The sequence below is a fragment of the Flavipsychrobacter stenotrophus genome, assembly GCF_002954265.1.
In the GTDB taxonomy this organism is placed as follows: Bacteria; Bacteroidota; Bacteroidia; order Chitinophagales; family Chitinophagaceae; genus Flavipsychrobacter; species Flavipsychrobacter stenotrophus.
Genome location: NZ_PPSL01000001.1, coordinates 462,884 through 478,445, shown reverse-complemented (window position 1 = coordinate 478,445; position 15,562 = coordinate 462,884). Strand labels below are relative to the sequence as shown.

Here is a 15,562-nt window from a genome sequence, read left to right as displayed (position 1 = left end):
TTCAATTTTAGCTTGTCCAATTGCAGAATTGCCCCATTTGTCAAATTGTCGAATTGATCGCCGCCATCGCACATCTTTCCCCATCAATCGCCGCCGATATAATACCACCTGCATAACCAGCCCCTTCGGCGCACGGATACAAGCCCTTTATCTGTATATGCTGCAAGGTGTCTTTATCGCGGGGTATACGTACCGGCGAGCTGGTACGGGATTCGGTAGCTACCATTACAGCTTCATTGGTGTAATAGCCCTTCATCTTTTTACCAAAATCTACCATAGCCTTTTGCAGGGCCGCTGATACTTCTTTGGGTAGCACTTCTTTCAGCGATACGCTATTCAATCCGGGCAGGTAAGAACAGTCTGGCAAGGTGCTGGACACCTTATCATTCACAAAGTCGGACAAGCGCTGGGCAGGTGCAACCAGCTTGCCTCCACCGGCATCAAAAGATGCCTGCTCCACCATTTGCTGGTAATGCATTGCCGCCAATGGACCGGTGAATTTATACTTGGCAAAGTCGCGCTTGTCAACCGCAACCACGGTACCCGAGTTGGCGTAAGGGTTATTGCGTTTAGATGGCGACCAACCATTCACCACCAACTCACCGGGGGCTGTTGCTGCAGGGGCTATGATACCACCAGGGCACATGCAGAAGGAAAATACCCCACGTCCATACTCCTGTGCCACCAACGAATAACTGGCAGGTGGCAGGTACATATCGCGTGTGGTGCAATGGTATTGTGCGCTATCTATCAATGCCTGTGGGTGCTCTATGCGCACACCCAGTGCAAATGGCTTGCACTCTACAATGATCTGCTTTTCATGCAGTAGCGTGAAAATATCCCTTGCCGAATGACCTGTTGCCAGTATAACCTTATCGCAAACTATGGTATCACCATCGCCCGTTTTTACACCTTTTATAGCGTCACCGTCCAGCAGAATGTCGGTTAATTTTTTATTGAATAGCACCTCGCCACCACACTCCACTATAGCTTCGCGCATAGCGGTTATTATCTGTGGTAGTTTATTGGTACCAATATGCGGATGGGCATCAAAAAGGATATTCTGCTCGGCGCCAAAGTGTTTGAACAGTTGCAGTATACGGCCTACATCTCCGCGTTTGGTAGATCGCGTATAGAGCTTACCATCGCTGTAGGTACCTGCCCCACCCTCGCCAAAGCAATAGTTGCTTTCAGGGTTTACAACGCCTTCCTTGTTCAGTGCAGCCAGGTCACGACGGCGGCTACGGACATCTTTACCGCGCTCCAGAACAATAGGTTTGTAGCCTTGTTCTATCAGTTTCAGCGCAGCAAATAACCCTGCGGGCCCGGCACCAACTATCACCACATGGAGTGCATTGGTTACGTTTTGTAGCTTGGGGTCAAAAGGTAATTCTTCCGCAACTGCCCCATCAATGAACACCTGCAATGAGAGTAGTATCAGCGGCTGTCTTGGCCGGGCATCTATTGATCTTTTCTTTATGGAATAGCCTGTTATTCGGGAAGGATTCACCGCACACTCGGAAGCTATGGCCTGCCTTACTGATTCATCATCGGCCGCTGCTGATGGCAGCAGTGAAATGGAAATATCTTTGATCATACGCGTTAGGTTTTTATCCTAAAATGGTATTTCGCAAGCGGGACGCTTGCATATGTTAGGACGAAGCGAGACGCTTCGTCCAGTGCTTTTGTAGGTGTTATATAGGTGTTATGTGGAGACGCAACCCTTCTGTAAACTCAGGATGACATTGCGTCTCTACGAACACCTGCGTCTTCACTCCGCTCTCCGCCCCCTTTCACCGCTCTGCTACTGGTGGCTTTTCTTATAATTCTCTTTTACCTTATCCAGATGCTTTACAAACTTGTCTACATCGGGGTCATAGCTGTAACCACCTTCGATCAGTTTATTGCCATTTTCATCTACATAGAAGTAAAACGGCTGAGAGTTAGCGCCAAACTTCACCACCTGCAGATCGGTATTCTTCTGACCCACACTTTCTATCTGCACATTCTGCTCTTTTGAGAAGTATTGCTGATCTTTAGGTAGTTTCAATTTATTGAAATCGCAATACAGAGACACCACAATGAAGTCTTCCTTCAACCTCTTAGCCACTTCCGGCTTAGACCAAACTTGCGACTCCATCTTGCGGCAGTTAACGCAGTTGATGCCGGTAAAGTCGAGCATGATAGGCTTCTTCAGCTTCTTTGCTGCGGCCAATGCCTCGTCATAATCGAAGTATGTTTCCAGTCCAAGGGTTGTTACTACCTGTGGTTCAAAGCGCTTCATATCACTTACGTACTTTATTGGTCGTACACCATTGTCTTCATGCGCAACAGCAGGAGCGGAACTACCACCGAATGCATCGAAAGTACCCATTGGAGGTACGAATGCACTTACCCCATTGAGTGGCGCACCCCACATACCCGGGAACAGATAGACAGCAAAGGCGAACGCGCCAATAGCCATAAACAACTTAGGAATAGAGACAAACTCCTGTCCGTAAACATTTTCAACAGGCTTATCATCGTGCGACATTTTGATCTTACCCAACAGGTAGAAGCCAATAAGCACTGCCAATACGATCCATAGGGCTACAAATACTTCCCTGTCCAGCAATCTCCAACCTTGTGAAAGATCTGCGTTGGAGAAGAATTTCAATGCCAGCATCAGCTCTATAAAACCGAGTACCACTTTTACCTGGTTCAACCAGCCGCCTGAAGAGGCGATCTTATTGAGCATACCCGGGAAGATGGCAAACAAAGCAAATGGCAATGCAAGGCCCACAGAGAAACCAAACATACCCACAGCAGGTCCGGCTATACCACCCTTACCTGCCGCTACCAGTAGCGGACCAACAATAGGACCGGTACAAGAGAATGACACAATAACCAGTGTCAATGCCATGAAGAAGATACCACTGAAGCTGCCTACGCCTGCTTTAGAATCGGTAGCATTGGTCCATGAAGAAGGTAATGTGATCTCAAATGCGCCAAGGAAGGAGATACCAAACACTACGAACACGACAAAGAAGAACATGTTGGCGATCCAGTTGGTGGACAATGAATTAAGCGCTCCGGCACCGAATATCAGCGATACCAACACACCCAATACTGTAAAGATCATGATGATGGATGCAGCATAATATAATGCATTGCGAATACCCTCTTTACGGCTCTTGCTCCTCTTGGTGAAGAAACTTACCGTAATAGGTATCATAGAATAAACACATGGCGTAATAACAGCAGCCAATCCACCTATGAACGCAGCAAGAAATAGCCACAGCAGTGATTTCTGTTCTTCTGCTTTCTGTTCCTTCTTCTCTTGTGCTACTGTTATATCGCTGTCTTTCTTTGTAATATCAGGGGTAGATGCAGCCATAGCTCCGGCAGTCGCTGCTGTTGTGTCAGCGGGAGGCGCAGCAGTTGCTGTATCTGCGGCAGCTATTTCACCACCGGCATCTGTAATGGTAATGGCGAACTTCTTATTGGGTGTCTGCGGCAGACACATATGATCATCACATATCTGGTAATTGTAGAAACCGGCTACTACAGTATTTGACTGAATGGTTGCTTTTTGAACATAGTCTACATTGCCCTTAAAGAAATTAACTATGCCGTCAATCCCATCCATTGTCTCACTGATCAACTTACCTTTTTCAACGAGGGGACCAACGAGTTTTACTTTATCATTGCCTTTAAAAACGATCTCAGGAGGGATCTCCATACCATCTCCACCCGGCTTTAAGGAATAAATATGCCAGTCTTTTGGCAGTTGTAAGTGAACGATCAGTTCATAGTTGTTTCCTGATTTCTTCTTCGCTTCAAAACTCCATTTGCTATTATCCTTGGTGATCTGACCAAAACCTGCATATGCCAGCAACGACAAACAAACGATCAGTGAAACTTTGAAAAACCTCATGGAAATATATTTATTTAGAAATTAGTATGTGTGAATTTTCATAGGGGTTTGCTGCCAGGTTACTTTACCGCTACCTTAAACTGTTTGGTAGTTGGTGGCAGGCACATCATATCATTACATATCTGGTATTCATAACTGCCGGTAATAGTGGTAGGACCGGTGATAGTAGCAGTTTGTACATAATCTACCGTGCCGCTGTACATGTTCACCTTGCCTTTTATCCCCTCCAGGTTCTGAGATATCAGCTTGCCTTTTTCTTTTACTGTACCAGTAAGTTTTACCGCCGGATTAGCATTGTAAGTAATAGATGGCGCTATCAGCGTTCCATCCCCACCGGGCTTCATGGCATATATATGCCATCCTTTTTCCAGTTTCAGGTGAGTGATCAGCTCATATTGATTGCCCGATTTCTTTTTAGCCTCAAATGTCCATGCACTTTTATCCATGGTCATCTGGCTGTAGCCTGCCACAGCAAGGAAAGAAAAACAAACCGTGAGCATCACTTTAAACCACTTCATAAGCAATTGTTTAATTCGTTATTTCTTACACAAACCTCCACAAACCACAGGCAGCTTATTGTCGGGAAAACGACCTTTTGCTCCTTTTAACACAATCTTTTACTTCATTATAAAGGCAAACTTCTCCTTTTTTATGGCCAGACACTTTTCACTATTACACACCTGGTAGGTATACCATCCGCTTATTTTAGTGTCAGGCTTAGCCTCTATTTGCTGCTTGTACAATACCTTATAGCTATACACATCGTACTTCACACTATCTATGGTCACTTTCTCCCTTATACCTTCCTGCTGCATATCGCCAACCAGTTTCAACTCTTCGTTGCGGGTGAAGCTGAATTCAGGTGAACGGAAAATGGTGTCGCCTTTGTCCAATATCCTTACATGCCAGCCGCGTTCCAGTTCCAGGTGAAAGATCAGATCCGTTTCGCCTGTAGTATTACGCTTCAGGTTATAACGCCACTTGGCCGGATACCTTTCGGTTTGCGCCATAACAGAGGTATAACCTGTCATTAATGCTACTAACAATAATAGACATTTGCCTGCATTCATACGTATAGAATTTTGTTAAATCATTAGTTCATATGCGTCAGTGCCTCCAGTATAGCCCGGCCATCAATGTTGTTCAACACATCAGATGTGGCTCTTTCGGGGTGCGGCATCATACCAAACACATTGCGGCCTTCATTGCAGATGCCGGCTATGTTGTTGATAGCGCCATTAGGATTTGAATTGATATGTACTTCGCCATGCTCATCGCAGTAGCGGAACACGATCTGTTTGTTATCCTGTAGTTTCTTCAGCGTTTCAGCATCTGCATGATACCTGCCTTCGCCATGCGCTACAGGTATTCTCAGTGCCTTATTGCCTACATGTCCGCCTATCAGATTTTCTGTGCTTTCGCCCTTTATATATACGTTCTTGCAGGTAAATTTCTGATGATCGTTCTGCAACAATACACCCGGCAGCAACCCAGCCTCACAGAGAATCTGGAAGCCATTACATACACCCAACACCTTACCGCCATTGTTGGCAAACTCTATTACCTGCTCCATCATAGGAGAGAAACGAGCCAATGCACCACAACGCAGGTAGTCGCCATAAGAGAAACCGCCCGGCAAAACGATACAATCGTCTTTGGTGAACATGCTGAGGTCGCGGTCTTTATGCCAAAGCATGACCACTTCCTGTTTCAGATCATCGCGCAAGGCGTGCATCATGTCTCTGTCGCAATTAGAACCCGGGAAAACAATAATTCCAAATTTCATTAATAGTTATTTATTAGCCCAAAGGCAAAAAACAAGGAAAATAAGAGAGAAATAAAAGATAAAGTTACTAAACCGTTTGTTTTTTTCAAGCGCCATGGCATGAGTACAAATAATACTGAGCGGTGGCAATGCCAGCAGCCAGGCGCTTTCTACAGCCTTATCGGTAAGAAAGGCCACCATCATAGATATAATAAGATAAAATGACAATGCTATCCAATCTCTCCTTATATATATATTGCTCATGGGCACATTTTTGCGCATGGCAAATATCCCGCTTACGAGCAAGATGAATAACCCCATCATGGTAGCGATCAACGACCCTACCGAATTTTTTAACGGAGAAATAGAGAAACCTATATGCGGCCAATGGGTAAATAAATACAGTTTATTGACCAAAAACAGAATAGATACTAAGAAATAGATAGGTGTTATATACCCCAGCAGTGCCACCGACCACTCGCCCAGATTGCCCGGCCTGAACATGACCATACCTATAAGCAACAACAAAACAAAAGCCAACCCGGTAAACTGAAACAGCGCCGCCAATGAAAACAGCAACGCGGCATTATAGATGAGCTTGCGTGGTTGCGTGGTTTGGGTAAAGCTGAACATGATATCTATAGCGCCCAGCAGCAGCCAGTTGAATATGATGGTCTCATTAAAAAAGCTGAACCGCGGATAAATAGAAGTGAGCAACAGGTACACAAACGCGGTCATGTAACTGTTGCGCGGAAACAGCTTGTGCCTTACGGCAATACTATTAAGGTATATGGACTGGATAAAAATGAGGATGATGCTGAGCATGGTATAGGCAAAAGCCGCACGGCCAAACACCACCTGCATACCCCTGAGCACATAGTTATATAAGAAATGCCCCGGTATCATTACCGGCACAGCAGGATGTAGCAGCACATTCATCTTAGCCACCAGGGCAAAAATGAACAGGAAAATGACAGCAAAAGGACTATTATTTCTTAATAAACGGAACACTTATTTGTTGGAAGTTGTGTGCCTGCAAAGTAACAAACTTATTTTGGGTTTTTAAGGGGGATGTGGGAATGAGGGAATTTCAATTTAGCAAATAGGCCAGGACAAATGCTGCAAAAAACTTGTATGAAAATCTTAACTTTGAGAGTAAAATACAGTTATGACAATAACCGAAGAAAAAGACGATATAATAAAGCGCATAACAGAGGAGGGTGATTTATCGGTGATACATGCTATAAAAGACCTTACGGACACCATTCATGACGAAGCACTTGAAAAGGAACTGAATATTGCCATTACAGAAGCAGATAATGGACTGGGCATACCTCATGAGGAAGTTTGGGCGGACATAAAAAACCGGTACAAACTATGAAATACGCTTTAGTGTGGATGCCTAGAAGCGGACAAAATAGCTAAATAGCTGGTCTGTCAGTTTTATTTTCAAAAGCAACTGTGCTAGCGCTTTATATTTTCGATAATAATTGTTATCTTAGAGCATGGCACAATGCACAGCACCATCCCGAGGTCATCGCACATCAAGCGCAGCAGCAGCATGCCCAGCATGCAGAGGTCGCAGCCGTTACGGCAGCTACAGTAATAACTATAACAGCTACCGTTCGGATTCATATCCTTCCTATTCTTCATCGGGTGGCAGCAGTTTATCTAGTAGAAGCGCAAGGCCACGTTGGTCGCAAGTCGGCTCATCTGTGTTGTACACACCCGCCGAGGTGCAGACCCTCACGCCTTTCCGCGAAACCGTCGAAAAGCAAGCAAATAAGCCTGACCTTAGAGATATCTTTCTATGCCATGCATGGGACGACAGAGGAGGAGCTGCCAAGGAGTTGCACGATTTGCTCGAATCGCGTGGTGTCTCTGTTTGGTTTAGTGAGAAGGATGTCGCTCTCGGTACCCCCTTGCTTCGCGAAATTGACCGGGGACTAGCGAAGTCACGTGTCGGCATTGTGCTAGTGACCCCGGCACTACTACGCCGTATCCAAGCCCAAGGCATCGCCGACAAAGAGTTATCGGTACTCTTAGCGCGTGACCAGCTCATACCTATTGTGCATGGGACGACTTATGAAGCTCTCCGTGAAATTAGCCCCATGCTCGCCTCACGAAGCGGTTTGAGTACTGGCGAGAATCTAATGGCAGATGTCGCAGCCAAACTCGCCGAACTAGTTACCCTCGAGGATGAAGTACGAAATTCTTAGTACAAGTTAAGCGCTTTAAATCTTACACAAAGTAGATTCGACTCAAGTCCAATCATATTTCCTTGTTTCTTACGTTAATTATTCTTTCCTAGAGGCAGAATTTATGAGAATTCAGATGGATATTGTTCAACTCCATCTCGCTTCCATTCCCAAATACCATGGTTAACTTCGTTGTTTGAAGCACTAAAGCCAATCCAACGCCCATAAAGAGTGTTCGCATTTATATTGATGATCAATTGAAATGCACCGGAATATGTCGGGCCATTTTCGATATCACGCCAAAAGCCTGTAATAAATCTCATTTGTTCGATAACGCCTTCAAAAAGATATGTTCTGTTATTGAATTTGAATTGTGCTTTTAGAGTATTTTCAAATTGTTCTATAAATACTTCTTTGTCCTCAAAGTGAACTGGGTTCTTTTCTCTGTCTACAGCCCACCAACGTTCCGACCATTTGCCATCGAGGGAGAGCATACCATTGTTTTTGACCTCTTTTATCTGTTTCAAAATTTGCGTACAAAATGGCGACACAATCGCCCGAAAGTTCTCATCAGTTCTTTTATCATCATAATCTCCAATTGAAATACCTAATAAATCAGAAGGTATGTGTATCTCTTTGATTGAGCGCGGCTTTAGGATAAAGACCTTCCTTTTGTCTCCAAATTTTCCAATGAAAAGCCCTAATTCAAATACAACATTATCCTTAACAGTTGGTTGTTCTGTACCTCTAATATTCGTAATATCTTCAGGATTGAAAATAAATATTGCAAATTCGAACTTTTTTGTTGCGATGATTAAGTCATCAAGAGCTGTGCTTGTAAGTTTAAAAATATCTTGTGTCCATATAGTTACATATGCGTGCTTTTCAAGTTCAATTTGAATTGCTTTTGCAAGTTCTAGGCTTTCAAGAGAAGATCCTATAAATATGTTTTGTTTCATTTTGGGAGTGGTTTACACATGACACCGTTAACTTATAGGTATACACACCTATACAATCGATATTATTGAGCTAATATAAATAACCTTTTTGTATATTCCTATCTATATCTAAGCAACACCTCGATACTTTGAACAAACTTGTTCCAGATTTCCACTGTCGAATACTCTCGATATAAATCTCAATAGTTATTACCTGCCTCCATTTTACCAAACAAATAATAGGCACATCCCCTACCTTTATCCCCCAAAACAATCCACCCCATGAAACGTCCCACCCTCCTCCTTCTTTCCATTCTCGTCAGCCTTATTGCCACAGCACAAAAGCCATTTGTTTTAGGTGAGACAGTAGAGATACAATCTAAAGAATTGGGAGAAAAACGGGTACTCAATATTTACCTGCCTGAGGGATATAAAAAAAGTGATACAGCCAGATACCGCGTGATATACTTGCTCGATGGCTCTGGTAATGAGGACTTCCCGCATATAGCAGGGTTGGTGCAGTTTTATGAGATGATGCGGCTGATGCCTAAAACAATAGTAGTAGGCATAGCCAATGTAGACAGGAAACGTGATTTTACTTATCCCGTTACTGTGGCAATTGACAAAAAGAAACCTCAAGACACAGGAAAGGCGGCCGATCTAAAAGCTTTTTTTGAACAGGCAATGCAAAACCCTAAGGCAGGACACTCGGAAAAGTTTATGGCATTTGTGGAGAAGGAATTGCAGCCATATGTTACCAGTCATTACCGTACAGGTCTGCGCACCATTATAGGCCAGTCGCTGGGCGGATTGATGGCTACTGAGTTTCTGGTGAGAAAGCCACTGTTGTTTGATGATTATATCATTGTCAGCCCCAGCCTTTGGTGGAACTATGAGTCGCTGCTGAGGTTGGTAGATCCACAGAAAATATCGGGCAAAACCGTGTACATAGCTGTAGGTCATGAAGGCGATGTGATGGAACATGATGCCCATCAACTGGCTGATAAGCTGAAGGAAAACAAATCAGCCAATATCATCTTCCGTCCGTTTGAGCGGGAAACACATGCTACCATACTGCACAATGCGGTGTATGAGGCATTCCGTGCATTGTATGGCAAGAATTATATGGGGGAAGAGTAGTAAAGGATTATGTAATGGCTTTGTACAGCATCCACTACCCACTATTCAAACAGGGCAAGCACATTAAAGTGTCAAATCTATAACCCCAAAACTCCAGGGTTGCTGCAAAAAACAAAAACAAACTAAGGCGGCTATAGTCCTTTTTTCGAACCCAAACACTCAATCCAAACCACCCTAATAGCACAGAAAAGAAATAGAATAGCATACCCAAAAGATGCCCATTACGCATATGCGAATTTGTCGCTTTTTGTGCATCAGGTAACAACCAAAAGTAGGTGAACAGGTTAACCACTATAAGTGCAATGAATATGTAAATGTTCCTTTTGCTCATGCTGATTATCTCATAGCGATTCAAGTACCTTCTTTAACCTTTTATCAAAATTTGCAGTGTTTTTGCCCAGCTGATCTTCAACACAGATCTTCAATTCATTCTTTAATTCCGGGTATTTAGCTGTTAGGTTGTGTAAAGCAGACATAGAGTATGTTTTTGTCGATACGGTAATATTCGCATCCAACAACCATCTGAACATATCGTCAATGGCCTCTCCTTCTATCTCCGGGGGTACACCCGCCAGCCAGAACATCTTAGCCAGGCTGCGGTCGTAGTTGGCAAAAACAACTTCATGGCGTTTTGAATAAAAATAGGCAACTGAAGGGGAAACGATCTCTGGTGCCTGCTCACACAGACCTCCAATAAGCCATGTAAATCTCATTGATACTGTTCTTTCAGCATCAAGCACAGCATGCAGCGTGTGTAGCGCTATGTTATGGTCAATAATATAGCCCACCCATTTTCTGATGTTGGCTTCGCTGCTGTCACTTTTTAACGATGTTTCAAGTGCTGTGGATATATTGGTCATTTTAACCGAATTGCTCCGTGAAATTAAGGAATGTAGCAACTTGGTGCAATGTCATATTTGCAACGAAGACACAACAAAATATCAATAATATATCCCCACATCAATTAATGATCTCCCCCTTAGTATTAGCCAGTTTTTCGCGGAATTGCTGCAAAGCTTCGGGCGATAGCCTTACCCATTCGGTTACCTCGCCAATAATTTTCATTGGTTCGCGGGTTCTGTAAGAACGTGTGGGGTTGCCGGGAAATTTCTTGTCAGTTACATTCGGGTCATTTTCGTAGCTACCTTTCGGCTCTACTATATAAACACGTTCGTGCCCCTCGCCTTTTGCCAGTGCCGCTGCAAATCCTGCGCCATTTACCATAGCCGTGAAATAAATATGGTTCATGATCACATCAGCATGATAGTTAGACAAGCGTCCCGCTGTAAGCATATCGCCCACCTGCAGATCGGCCCTGGTACCATGATAAAATGGCCCTTTGTCCGATGGATTGGCAGCAAATGAGGCTGACAGGTCATTATTCTTTTTGGCATTATCCGCGTCACCAAGTTGTTCGTAACACCGCGCAATGTGTTGATACAGCGCGGGAAAGGCACTGTTCACTGCATCGTCATTTACCTTAAGTGCATATTGCAGGGCTGTTTGCAGCCACCTTAGTTTGTCGACAACGGTATTCTGATGCCGGACCACATAGTGGGCAGCAGTGAACTTTTCAAAGTCGTCGGTTACTTCGTTAAAGGCCTGCAGGAAGATGGTAAGTGCCTCTTCAGGCTTTCCGTTGTCTTCCATGTTCATTCCCTGAAGGCAGAGTTTTATGACCGGATTGGCGGGGCTGAATTCCATGGCAGGTGAGTTTTGATGTGATAATTATTGCTTACTGGCCGAGTTAGGGCAATGTAATTAAGCTCTGAAAGAGGGTATTTACATAGGAGTACCCTCTTTCAGAGCTTAATTCCGGAATGATATAAACGTAGGACTAACGCCAACAAGTTCACTAAGTTTATAAGGTATTGTCTTTCAATTTTTTACAAGCATTTCAGTTGTTATAATATCTATTTAATACTGACTTATGGATACATTAACAATCAAAATTTGATTGAAAGGTCATACAAAATAGATAAAAGGCCCAATAATGAACGAAATGGTTATTTTTCTCAATCCAGGTTTCGAACACTTATCGGTAACGCCCCACGTTATTGTGTTTGCACTTTCAGAGCGATACATTTTTAGCATAAAAACCTTTAGTCAATGAAATTGCCAGTAACGTGCAAAATCTACATTATATCTATTTTATATACCCCAGTATCTTCAGCATGCTCTGCGGGGTCTGTTCCTTGGCGTAGAGCCAGTCTTCGAGGTTGCCTTCTTTGTCGTATTCTACTACAATATGCTTTGGCGATGGGATCATACAGTGTTTGATACCGCCATAGCCGGCCAGCTGATCCTGATACGCACCTGTATGGAAGAAGCCGATATATAATGGTTCTTTGGACTTTTCTTTATCTATCTTGGGCAGGAACACGGCATTGATGTGTTCTTCTGATGTATAGAAATCATGGCTATCGCAGGTCAATCCTCCGAGATGTACCTCCTGGTACTCGTTTTCCCACTTGTTTATGGGCAGCATGAGGAACTTCTCCCCTATGCCCCAGGTGTCGGGCAAGGTGGTGATGAATGAACTATCTATCATGTACCAGATCTCACGGTCGTTCTGCTGCTTCTCGTCGAGCACGCTGTAAACTACCGCCCCAGTCTCGCCAATGGTGAATGAACCAAACTCGGTATAGATATCGGGAACATCGACCTTGTTCTTCTTGCAAACATTTTTTATGGTGAGTACAATTTCATTGATCATGTAATTGTAGTCGTACTCAAAATTGAGGGAGTGCTTGATGGGTAAACCACCGCCAATATTCAGGGCTTTCAATTCAGGGCAGATCTTCTTCAGCTGGCAATACAGGTTCAATACCTTGTTCAGCTCACTCCAATAGTACACATCATCTTTGATACCCTTGTTCATAAAGAAGTGGAGCATCTTCAGACGGAACTTCTCGTTGTCCTTTATCTTATCGATATAGAACTCGAGAATATCTCTGCTGCGAATACCCAAACGAGAAGTATAAAAGTCGAATGTAGGCTCTTCTTCTGTAGCTATTCTCAGGCCAATATTTACCGGCTCTTTAGAACGGATAGATTTTTTGTAGTCTTCAAACTCGCTTTTATTATCAAGAATTGGAATAACATTTTTAAAGCCGTCGTTGATAAGCGATGCAATACTACGGGTATAGGCCCTGGTCTTGAATCCATTGCAGATAATGAACGTCTCTTTGTTGATCTTCTTTTTGGCATACAACTGCTTGATGATATCGATATCATAAGCAAATGAAGTTTCCAGATGCACATTGTGCTTCAGCGTCTCCTCAACAATAAACGAGAAGTGCGAGCTTTTGGTGCAATAACAATAGAAATACTCACCACCGTACTTATGCTTTTTAATAGCATCACCAAACATCTTCTTGGCCTTAGCCACCTGCATACCTATCTTGGGCAGGAAAGTCATTTTGAAGGGCGTTCCGTATTTATCAATAAGTGCCTTGATGTCTACATTGTTAAACAGGAGCGTGTTTTTGTCGTTGGTATCAAATCCTTCTTGTGGGAAGTGGAAGGTCTGGTGTACGAGATCGTTGTAAGTATTATTCATTTATCGCGAAAAATGGCAATGATTAATATTGTTAGGAATAGTAAGAATCTAAACAAAATTAGCTATTTGCCAGAATCTTGAAAGAATTTATTTTAAGGCAACATAAAATTAATGTTACGCTCGATTGGCTTCTGCGGGGTTCACGCAAAGGACGCAAAGATCAGCCGCAAAGAACGCAGAGATTAGGTTTATTTAAGAGAGCGCAAAAGGGTTAAGCGGGTTCTTACATTTATGGCAAGCAGAGCGCAGACAACTGAAATAATAAGGTTCATTACTTTATCTACCTTGGTTAGCCTAAGTTTGCACAGATTTAAAAGATGAAAAAAGCGTTAATACAAATGAACCTGGCAGTATTGCTATGGGGATTTACAGGTGTACTGGGCAGGGCAATTTCACTTGATGCGCCAATGCTGGTATGGTACCGAATGCTGTTCACTGCACTAATAATGGCAGGAATACTCACCTACCGCAAGCAGTGGACGCCTGTAAGCAGGCGGGATATGATACAGCTGATATCTGTAGGCTGCCTGATGGGCCTGCATTGGGTGGCGTTTTATGGGGCTATTAAGTTCACTAATGCGTCTATTGCTCTGGTTTGTTTATCCACAGCCAGTGTGTTTACCTGTTTGCTTGACCCGTTAGTAAATAAGGGGAAATTCGACTACAAAGAAATATTGTTAGGGTTGCTGGCATTGCTTGGTGTATATATTATCTACCATTTTCAACCAGCCGACACCACCAATAGTAATGGTACGCAGGCATTTACCAATTATGGATTAGGTATTTTGTTTGGTGTGGTAGCTGCCATCCTTAGCTCTGTTTTTACGGTGCTGAATAAGAAAGTGGCCAGTAAATACCCTGCAAGGACCATGGTATTCTATGAGATGACTACAGGGTGGATGTTCATTACGCTGTTGTTACCCTTAGTGTTTTACTACCTGCCAGATACCAAGTTCTTTCCGCGAACAACGAATATGCTGAGTGAGGACTGGACTAAAAATGACTGGTTGTGGCTGATTGTTTTGAGCCTGTGCTGTACGGTGTGGGCACAATCTCTGGCACTGACCGCGCTGAAAAAGCTATCATCATTCATCGTTACGCTATCTGTAAACCTGGAGCCCATTTATGGTATGATACTGGCTTTTTTATTATACAATGAAAGTAAAGACCTGGGCAATGGGTTCTTTATTGGGGTTTCGCTTATTATCTTGTCGGTTGTCTTGCAGGTGTTACGAATGTTGAAACCGAAGCCGGTATTATCTCCGGGGTTTATTGAGGAGAAGGGAGGGATAGATTAGGGCTGAGAACGGTTCCGCTATTTATGAAAATTACGATTGGACGCGAATCTACGGCTCGCGAACTAAAAGAAGATTTTACTTGCTATAAACCTTTTGCTACCTAAGGGGGCAATGATATGATGCAAATGTTTTACTGGGTTACCCCAAGAAAGTTGTTTCGCCGCTTCAGGGCTTTGAGTTTTATGCGCAAGTTTACCGAGGGCTTCACCCTCGGCTGTTATCTTTCGCCCTTTCAGGGCTTGCTCCTGTGATCGAGTCAATAGCGGCAGTTACCGAAATGAAAGTTGCCTCAGGCATAAAAAAGGGAAGAACAAATCTATCCGATCAATGTTCTTCCCTTAAATAATTTATAAATACAGACCTTAGTTAAGGTGCATTTTATCTTTTTTGGCCAGTAGTTCGTCTACTGTTTCGCGGTACATTTCGTCTGGTACGCAGCAATCTACCGGGCAAACGGCGGCACACTGCGGCTCGTCGTGAAAGCCCTGACACTCGGTACACTTGTTGGGTGTGATATAGTAAGTGTCGACAGCCACCGGTGCATGAGCAGCGTGAGCATCAGTTACCGTACCATCCATAAGAGTATAAGTACCTTTTACTTCAGTACCGTCGGCTATAGCCCATTCTACTCCACCCTCGTATATTGCATTATTAGGACATTCAGGTTCGCAGGCTCCACAATTAATGCACTCATCAGTTATTTTAATAGCCATTGTTATAGTTGTTTTAAGTTAGAATAGTGTAT

At 43.5% G+C, this 15,562-nt stretch carries 16 protein-coding genes; 4 read left to right on the top strand and 12 right to left on the bottom strand.

From position 1 onward, the window contains the following. Window positions 1–40: 40 nt before the first annotated feature. From CJD36_RS02190 to CJD36_RS02165, 6 genes are all read right to left on the bottom strand, one after another. The gene (locus CJD36_RS02190; RefSeq protein ID WP_105037462.1) at window positions 41–1,597 is read right to left on the bottom strand and encodes an NAD(P)/FAD-dependent oxidoreductase; all 1,557 of its coding nucleotides are present in this window, start codon (window positions 1,595–1,597) and stop codon (window positions 41–43) included. A 207-nt stretch (window positions 1,598–1,804) separates the two neighbouring features. Then, window positions 1,805–3,916, bottom strand: coding sequence for a protein-disulfide reductase DsbD family protein (locus CJD36_RS02185; protein WP_105037461.1), 2,112 nt, complete (start codon window positions 3,914–3,916; stop codon window positions 1,805–1,807). A 59-nt stretch (window positions 3,917–3,975) separates the two neighbouring features. Next, complete coding sequence (locus tag CJD36_RS02180) at window positions 3,976–4,434, bottom strand: protein-disulfide reductase DsbD domain-containing protein (protein ID WP_105037460.1); 459 nt, start codon at window positions 4,432–4,434, stop codon at window positions 3,976–3,978. A 99-nt stretch (window positions 4,435–4,533) separates the two neighbouring features. Further along, window positions 4,534–4,986, bottom strand: coding sequence for a hypothetical protein (locus CJD36_RS02175; RefSeq protein WP_133162454.1), 453 nt, complete (start codon window positions 4,984–4,986; stop codon window positions 4,534–4,536). A 23-nt stretch (window positions 4,987–5,009) separates the two neighbouring features. Next, window positions 5,010–5,702 carry a phosphoribosylformylglycinamidine synthase subunit PurQ gene (purQ, locus tag CJD36_RS02170; RefSeq protein ID WP_105037458.1) on the bottom strand — a complete coding sequence of 231 codons (693 nt, stop codon included), beginning with the start codon at window positions 5,700–5,702 and terminating at the stop codon, window positions 5,010–5,012. A gap of 6 nt (window positions 5,703–5,708) precedes the next feature. Next, complete coding sequence (locus CJD36_RS02165; RefSeq protein ID WP_133162453.1) at window positions 5,709–6,692, bottom strand: hypothetical protein; 984 nt, start codon at window positions 6,690–6,692, stop codon at window positions 5,709–5,711. Window positions 6,693–6,849: 157 nt separating this feature from the next. On the opposite strand from CJD36_RS02165, the gene CJD36_RS02160 reads away from it, so the two are divergent. After that, window positions 6,850–7,062 (top strand): hypothetical protein, encoded by a 213-nt coding sequence (locus CJD36_RS02160; protein WP_105037456.1) that lies wholly within the window; start codon window positions 6,850–6,852, stop codon window positions 7,060–7,062. An 83-nt stretch (window positions 7,063–7,145) separates the two neighbouring features. On the opposite strand, the gene CJD36_RS23615 is transcribed toward CJD36_RS02160, so the two are convergent. Continuing rightward, entirely contained in the window at window positions 7,146–7,334 is a 189-nt protein-coding gene (locus CJD36_RS23615; RefSeq protein ID WP_240609277.1) for a hypothetical protein, read from the bottom strand. Between the two features lie 83 nt (window positions 7,335–7,417). On the opposite strand from CJD36_RS23615, the gene CJD36_RS02155 reads away from it, so the two are divergent. Continuing rightward, window positions 7,418–7,900 carry a toll/interleukin-1 receptor domain-containing protein gene (locus CJD36_RS02155; protein ID WP_240609276.1) on the top strand — a complete coding sequence of 161 codons (483 nt, stop codon included), beginning with the start codon at window positions 7,418–7,420 and terminating at the stop codon, window positions 7,898–7,900. A gap of 101 nt (window positions 7,901–8,001) precedes the next feature. On the opposite strand, the gene CJD36_RS02150 is transcribed toward CJD36_RS02155, so the two are convergent. Next, window positions 8,002–8,838 (bottom strand): nucleotide-binding protein, encoded by an 837-nt coding sequence (locus CJD36_RS02150; RefSeq protein WP_105037454.1) that lies wholly within the window; start codon window positions 8,836–8,838, stop codon window positions 8,002–8,004. Window positions 8,839–9,099: 261 nt separating this feature from the next. On the opposite strand from CJD36_RS02150, the gene CJD36_RS02145 reads away from it, so the two are divergent. Beyond that, on the top strand, window positions 9,100–9,957 hold the full coding sequence (locus CJD36_RS02145; RefSeq protein ID WP_105037453.1) for an alpha/beta hydrolase: 858 nt from the start codon (window positions 9,100–9,102) through the stop codon (window positions 9,955–9,957). A 341-nt stretch (window positions 9,958–10,298) separates the two neighbouring features. Here CJD36_RS02145 and CJD36_RS02135 read toward each other — a convergent pair whose 3' ends face one another. The 3 genes from CJD36_RS02135 to CJD36_RS02125 form a co-directional block, all read right to left on the bottom strand. Continuing rightward, window positions 10,299–10,817: a hypothetical protein gene (locus tag CJD36_RS02135; protein ID WP_105037451.1), complete on the bottom strand. Its 519-nt coding sequence runs from the start codon at window positions 10,815–10,817 to the stop codon at window positions 10,299–10,301. A gap of 100 nt (window positions 10,818–10,917) precedes the next feature. Continuing rightward, complete coding sequence (gene arr, locus CJD36_RS23915) at window positions 10,918–11,331, bottom strand: NAD(+)--rifampin ADP-ribosyltransferase (protein WP_394337884.1); 414 nt, start codon at window positions 11,329–11,331, stop codon at window positions 10,918–10,920. Between the two features lie 772 nt (window positions 11,332–12,103). Continuing rightward, on the bottom strand, window positions 12,104–13,519 hold the full coding sequence (locus CJD36_RS02125) for a type III PLP-dependent enzyme domain-containing protein (RefSeq protein ID WP_105037449.1): 1,416 nt from the start codon (window positions 13,517–13,519) through the stop codon (window positions 12,104–12,106). A 317-nt stretch (window positions 13,520–13,836) separates the two neighbouring features. Here CJD36_RS02125 and CJD36_RS02120 point away from each other — a divergent pair, with 317 nt between their 5' ends. After that, complete coding sequence (locus tag CJD36_RS02120; protein ID WP_105037448.1) at window positions 13,837–14,817, top strand: DMT family transporter; 981 nt, start codon at window positions 13,837–13,839, stop codon at window positions 14,815–14,817. Window positions 14,818–15,179: 362 nt separating this feature from the next. Here the strand turns inward: CJD36_RS02120 and CJD36_RS02110 are convergent, their stop codons facing one another. Then, window positions 15,180–15,530, bottom strand: a complete 351-nt coding sequence (locus CJD36_RS02110) for a 4Fe-4S dicluster domain-containing protein (RefSeq protein WP_105037446.1) — start codon at window positions 15,528–15,530, stop codon at window positions 15,180–15,182. Between the last annotated feature and the right edge of the window lie 32 nt (window positions 15,531–15,562).

Coding starts and splice junctions, on each gene's coding strand:
- CJD36_RS02120 (WP_105037448.1), top strand. CDS start 13,837: ATGAAAAAAGCGTTAATACAAATGAACCTGGCAGTATTGCTATGGGGA.
- purQ (WP_105037458.1), bottom strand. CDS start 5,702: ATGAAATTTGGAATTATTGTTTTCCCGGGTTCTAATTGCGACAGAGAC.
- CJD36_RS02175 (WP_133162454.1), bottom strand. CDS start 4,986: ATGAATGCAGGCAAATGTCTATTATTGTTAGTAGCATTAATGACAGGT.
- CJD36_RS02160 (WP_105037456.1), top strand. CDS start 6,850: ATGACAATAACCGAAGAAAAAGACGATATAATAAAGCGCATAACAGAG.
- CJD36_RS02125 (WP_105037449.1), bottom strand. CDS start 13,519: ATGAATAATACTTACAACGATCTCGTACACCAGACCTTCCACTTCCCA.
- CJD36_RS02185 (WP_105037461.1), bottom strand. CDS start 3,916: ATGAGGTTTTTCAAAGTTTCACTGATCGTTTGTTTGTCGTTGCTGGCA.
- CJD36_RS02145 (WP_105037453.1), top strand. CDS start 9,100: ATGAAACGTCCCACCCTCCTCCTTCTTTCCATTCTCGTCAGCCTTATT.
- CJD36_RS02180 (WP_105037460.1), bottom strand. CDS start 4,434: ATGAAGTGGTTTAAAGTGATGCTCACGGTTTGTTTTTCTTTCCTTGCT.
- CJD36_RS02135 (WP_105037451.1), bottom strand. CDS start 10,817: ATGACCAATATATCCACAGCACTTGAAACATCGTTAAAAAGTGACAGC.
- CJD36_RS02150 (WP_105037454.1), bottom strand. CDS start 8,838: ATGAAACAAAACATATTTATAGGATCTTCTCTTGAAAGCCTAGAACTT.
- CJD36_RS23615 (WP_240609277.1), bottom strand. CDS start 7,334: ATGAAGAATAGGAAGGATATGAATCCGAACGGTAGCTGTTATAGTTAT.
- CJD36_RS02190 (WP_105037462.1), bottom strand. CDS start 1,597: ATGATCAAAGATATTTCCATTTCACTGCTGCCATCAGCAGCGGCCGAT.
- CJD36_RS02110 (WP_105037446.1), bottom strand. CDS start 15,530: ATGGCTATTAAAATAACTGATGAGTGCATTAATTGTGGAGCCTGCGAA.